The organism is Paraglaciecola hydrolytica (assembly GCF_001565895.1).
GTDB lineage: Bacteria > Pseudomonadota > Gammaproteobacteria > Enterobacterales > Alteromonadaceae > Paraglaciecola > Paraglaciecola hydrolytica.
This window is the reverse complement of the sequence record NZ_LSNE01000002.1, coordinates 380,139-385,066: the sequence shown is the minus strand read 5'-3', so window position 1 is coordinate 385,066 and position 4,928 is coordinate 380,139. Positions and strand designations below refer to the sequence as shown.

9 protein-coding genes are annotated in these 4,928 nt (G+C 38.9%); all 9 read right to left on the bottom strand.

Annotated features, from left to right (window positions below):
* Positions 1-155: 155 nt before the first annotated feature.
* Positions 156-575 carry a hypothetical protein gene (locus AX660_RS02540; RefSeq protein WP_068371990.1) on the bottom strand — a complete coding sequence of 140 codons (420 nt, stop codon included), beginning with the start codon at positions 573-575 and terminating at the stop codon, positions 156-158.
* A gap of 106 nt (positions 576-681) precedes the next feature.
* Positions 682-990 carry a hypothetical protein gene (locus AX660_RS02535; RefSeq protein ID WP_068371987.1) on the bottom strand — a complete coding sequence of 103 codons (309 nt, stop codon included), beginning with the start codon at positions 988-990 and terminating at the stop codon, positions 682-684.
* Positions 991-1,016: 26 nt separating this feature from the next.
* Positions 1,017-1,592, bottom strand: coding sequence for a hypothetical protein (locus tag AX660_RS02530; RefSeq protein WP_068371984.1), 576 nt, complete (start codon positions 1,590-1,592; stop codon positions 1,017-1,019).
* Positions 1,593-1,677: 85 nt separating this feature from the next.
* Positions 1,678-2,142, bottom strand: coding sequence for a hypothetical protein (locus AX660_RS02525; RefSeq protein ID WP_068371981.1), 465 nt, complete (start codon positions 2,140-2,142; stop codon positions 1,678-1,680).
* 118 nt (positions 2,143-2,260) lie between these two features.
* Positions 2,261-2,647, bottom strand: a complete 387-nt coding sequence (locus tag AX660_RS02520) for a DUF7674 family protein (protein WP_082768703.1) — start codon at positions 2,645-2,647, stop codon at positions 2,261-2,263.
* A gap of 91 nt (positions 2,648-2,738) precedes the next feature.
* Positions 2,739-3,077 carry a DUF6678 family protein gene (locus AX660_RS02515; protein ID WP_068371978.1) on the bottom strand — a complete coding sequence of 113 codons (339 nt, stop codon included), beginning with the start codon at positions 3,075-3,077 and terminating at the stop codon, positions 2,739-2,741.
* A gap of 108 nt (positions 3,078-3,185) precedes the next feature.
* On the bottom strand, positions 3,186-3,536 hold the full coding sequence (locus tag AX660_RS02510; RefSeq protein WP_068371975.1) for a hypothetical protein: 351 nt from the start codon (positions 3,534-3,536) through the stop codon (positions 3,186-3,188).
* Positions 3,537-3,641: 105 nt separating this feature from the next.
* Positions 3,642-4,025 (bottom strand): hypothetical protein, encoded by a 384-nt coding sequence (locus AX660_RS02505; protein ID WP_131811750.1) that lies wholly within the window; start codon positions 4,023-4,025, stop codon positions 3,642-3,644.
* A gap of 623 nt (positions 4,026-4,648) precedes the next feature.
* On the bottom strand, positions 4,649-4,928 hold a 280-nt coding region (locus AX660_RS02495), incomplete at its 5' end, for a hypothetical protein (RefSeq protein ID WP_235594635.1).

Here is a 4,928-nt window from a genome sequence, read left to right as displayed (position 1 = left end):
GTTTGGATTTGAACTCAGAGTGATTATTACTTATCTCAACTAAGTCAGATTGTTGTTGGCAATCGCACATACTTCCCTTTGGCATTTAACGCTTAACATATGGGGATTTTAGGAGCGCTTTTTCAGCGAGTAAAATTCCCACCATGATGTTTTTGTTAGGTAGCATTGTTTGGCTGCTTACCGTGGTAGAAATATAAAAGTCGCTCATTTTCATGGTATCCAGTACCCCAAAGTGGCGAATTCAGAGAAACGGTTGAACCATCTTTAGCAATTTTTATACGTGCTCTTGCGTAAGCACAATACTCTTCAATTTCTGTGTTAATTTTATTTTTAAGAGCAGTTAGAAAATCTGCTGCTTTGAACTGAACTGGATCTAATGAGTAATATTTGGCGCAACCACTAGGAACTAGAAAAAACTCTTCATCATCGTCCCAATGAAACGCCTCAATAGTACGAAATTCGATTTTCCCTGAGTCGTCTTCTAAGTAGCTTGCAAAAGCTAAGTCAAATTCTTTAGATTCTGGTAATGATTCAAAAACCGATTCAAGATCTTCGATTATGTGCCTAACGATCATCCTTGCTACCTAACGTTTACAATAACGGGAAAAACTGAATGCTTTGGCACGAAGTGCCAGCGAGGCTTTTTCCCAATGAACGAAGTGAATGATGTTTATTGTTTTGTTATGTTTTGGTTTTTGCAAGCCGCTCTCTTTTTACAATTTCTAAAGTAGATAGTGACTTATTACCTTTAAGCTTATTCATCGCAGACTTAATTAACGACTTTCCAAACTTGAAAGTAACAAAAACCATTAAAAATGAAAAAGCCACAGACAAAATACCAATAATAATCCCAGTTAAATCTCCACTACTTATAGCCTCTGGAAAAGTAACAAATACTCTGCCTAAAATTCCAAAAAATACGACTGGAATCATTATTAAGCACCAGATGCCAGCACCTATAATTTGGACAACACCTATAAATTTATTCATTTGTTCCTAAAAACATAACGCCGCATTCAGCGGCTTGTCCGCTGCAATGCTTTGTTAGCATCGAGCTCTTCAATTTTGGCTATCGTTTTCTGATAAATATCATCAATCCCTGTCGCGAGTTCTTGTATATTGTAATGTTCGCCCCTGAAACCAAATATTTTTGTTGCGGGGTCGAAATGGTGAATGATGTCAGAATCTTGAATAGCAACACCACCTATAGCAGATCGCGGCCCAAAAAGGCGATGAACAATATTTCTATTTCTACTGTTTTCAGCCCAATCATCTAAACGCTCATCAAAGTGTTCAAAGTGGTCTCGCAATGAACGATTTTGAACAGCATGACCGCTTTGAAGCTGAAGCATATCCCGCAGCGCCTGACCTCTGCGATGCGCTCGCTTAGTACTTTGCTTATTCTTCCCACCAGGCGGCCAAAAGATTCGGGATACGGCCGCGGCATGATGGATTAAATCAAGGGCATGTTGAAAGAAGTCATCATCAAGCTTCTTTTGGGTAATTGCATTCATTATTTGAATGGAATGAAAGCATCTTTCGCATTCTTGCTTAGCTTGTTCGAGATATATTTTTGCTAGGAATTCATCCATGTTTCACCTTGATGCTAACGCCCAAAGCAGGGGCCGACTGTAAGGAGGTCCCGGGCCACGAAGTGGCCTGACCTGCCTTTGTTTGTTAGGGGTAGGACGGCAAGCACTGAAATAGCTCCTGGCACTTTGAATTAATTTGCTCTTGCTTTCCATGCTTCAGGTCCCGGAAAGCCTCATAGAAAGGTATTACTTTTACCTTTTTGCCAGGCTCGAAAACAATAGCCAGTGGATTAACGTTGATACTTGACCACACCTCGACCGCCTTGCGCTCTAATTTATGTTCAGTTTTCCAATCCTGCTCGTTAGTGCGATTGATGATCTGAGCGTAACTTTCAATTTTTGGCAGAATATTTTGCTCAATATAGGGAGACCAACTTTCACTATCGGTATATGTAAATAGAATATACCTAGCTTTAGGCCATGCCATTCTAAGACGCAATCTAATGTAGGTTCGGATAAAGAAAGTTATCAGAAAAACCCACATCAAAACTGGAATCAAGACTACACCTAAAGGGATAAGTAAAATTCCTATGATTATTTTTTTTGCCATCGATTCCATGATCTGTGGTATTAGCTTATACCCCTAACGCCAAGCTTTGGGGCGGACCACGCAGTGGGCCGTCCCGGCAGCCGAAGGCTGCGACAACAGCGCCTTGTTATGCGTTTCTTTAGAGGCCACTTGTTTTAACCCCGGTAAATTCATCCCAGCCGCGACAAAACTCTTTGGATTTTGGCCCCAAATAAGGAACAAAACCATTTGGATCTATTGGGCCTGGAATACGATTTAATATATTTTCTAGGAAGCAAGTACATGCTGCATTTGCCGGATCACCGCCTTCGGCCAAGACTGACTCTATAAATGAAAATAGCTGCTCCCCATTTGAGAGAGTACCAGCTTCAAGCCTTTCTACTACCAGAGTGCTGAAATCGCTGAATACTCCATGAACCGTTGAGTCTTTGCCGAAATTGAAAGCAGCATCTTCCGAAGACCAGTAGTCGGGAAACTCTGGAATAAAGGCCTTCAATTTTTCTACGTACTCTGATACTCGATTCATGTGCTTTTACGCATAACGCTTAACATATGGGGATTTTAGGAGCGCTTTTGGCCGAAGGCCAGCGAGTAAAATTCCCACCATGATGTTTTTGTTAGTTGTTTTTATTACCATAAATAAAAATACTATCACCCTCCTGTTTGAAAGAAATCTTTAATTTTTGTAGAAGGTTAATAAACTCTAACTCGCAAGAAATAACTTTAGGTGGAACTAAGCGACCTATGCTTTTTAAATATTGAGGTCGAACACAAAACCATTCTATTTCTGAGTAAGGATATAAGCAGTGAGCTGACCAATCACCTAAGTAGGTAACATTATCAGAAAATGTTAAAGGAAACGGTTCTTCATCAAATTTCTTGTATTGAAATGGAGGTGTAAATGGTAACTCAGTTTTAATTGAGTCAATCAAAACCTTTATTTGATTAGCATCCATACTTTTAAATTACTCCAATACTTGAGAAACAACTAACGACCCAAGCAGGGGATTTTATGAGCGTTTTTCAGCGAGTAAAATTCCCGCTGACTTGGCTTGTTAGGTGAATTAGTCACCATAGAACACCAAACATGTTTCTTGCTTGATTGCTAATTCAGCCGCACTGCTTAAATTATCTAATGTCGTGATGATTCCATTTTTATCTAATGAAGCCAAGCCTTTCTCAATGGTTTCATATCTCACAACTGCTTTAGGCATCATAGTTAAAGTTTCTTTTGCAAAATGAATAGTGTTTATTAGCCGACGACAATCCTCTATTGAGTATTTGGTTTGGCCATATTCATTAAAATTTTGACCACCGACATTAATTATTGGCAGTAAATACTCCTGAATTTCGAACGATGGAAAGTACCAACTATTTGGACTTTCCTTAGAGTTAGCAATATTCCACGAAATCAAAGATTCACCTAACGCTCGCCTATGGGGCGATTATGAGTGTTTTGCAACGAAGTTGCAGCGAGTAATTGTCCCAGCCCAACTTGTTGGGTGATCATTAGGCGCTTGTTATATTCCATCTACATCAATGTCTAACTTGGGGATATCAATTGGAATTGGTTCAATTTTATCTATATCAAACGGTAACACTATTTCTGTATCATTAATTTTCAGTCCATAAAGCATTAAAAATCTAGCCTCTCGCAGAGCAGCTAAAACTGGCTCTACAGGTAAATTTTGAGGCATTATTTGCACAGAACTTATTGATATAATCTTTCCTTTGCCACTTATTGTGACGACGGCTCTAACTTCACCTTCCGATTCTTCAACGTCTGTGAGCTGATTGAACTTAGGAGTAGGAAAATATTGAATTGTGGCTCCCTCAGGTAATGAAGGCATGCAGGCAATCAATGACGGAACAACAAAATACATCAAAAGAGCTAAATAGCGCACGCTGCCTCCAACGGAATATAACGCTTAACATATGGGGATTTTAGGAGCGTTGTTTTAGCGAGTAAAATTCCCACCATGATGTTTTTGTTAGGCATACTTGCGCAAAAGCCTCTTTATTGGAATTCTAAGAAATGCCCAGCTAATAAAACTTATAAATAACGCTGTTAAAAATGTTTGATTAAGACTTGATTCGTAATATGCCTTGTCATTTACATAAAAGTCGATAATTAAATGATTGCCTTGAAGATAGCGACCGATCAATTTTTTACCCGAAAATAAATTTTTGAAATCGTCACAGGAATTGAAATTACTACTTAGGTAGTATTCATTTGAACCTAAATGGAAATATCCAGTGTAATTGTCGAATTTACTGTTTTTCTTACATGAAAATTGAGAAGCACTTAAATCAATTTCCCCAACATTTTCACTAGTTCTTGAGTAATACATCCAACCTGACGCTAAAAGCATAAATGAAGTAAAGATCATTATATCGACTTTGAATTTATGCATAATTAACTTACAAACTCCATATATGCCTAACGCTTTTGTAAGGGGCGCGTGCTGTTTACGCGTCCCAGCCCAACTCGTTGGGCGAACTTAACAAACTTGTTATAAGCCATTTTTTACCACCAAATTCTAGCGTGAATAGCCAAAGAAAAAAGAATGTAAGCGACACCGAATAAACACCAAAACACCTTAGGAAATTGAAGGTATTTAACACTTAATAGTGCTGCGCTACCAATAAGCACCAACCCAATAAACAAAGTAGGATTTGGGAAAGTATCATAGCCATGCCCTTCATCCACAGACGGAATTGGGGGAATAGCTAGGAACAATGCACCAAAAACCATTAGAACTATGCATGTTTGGTAGACCGCTGATTTCAAACTTTTCCCCATGGCT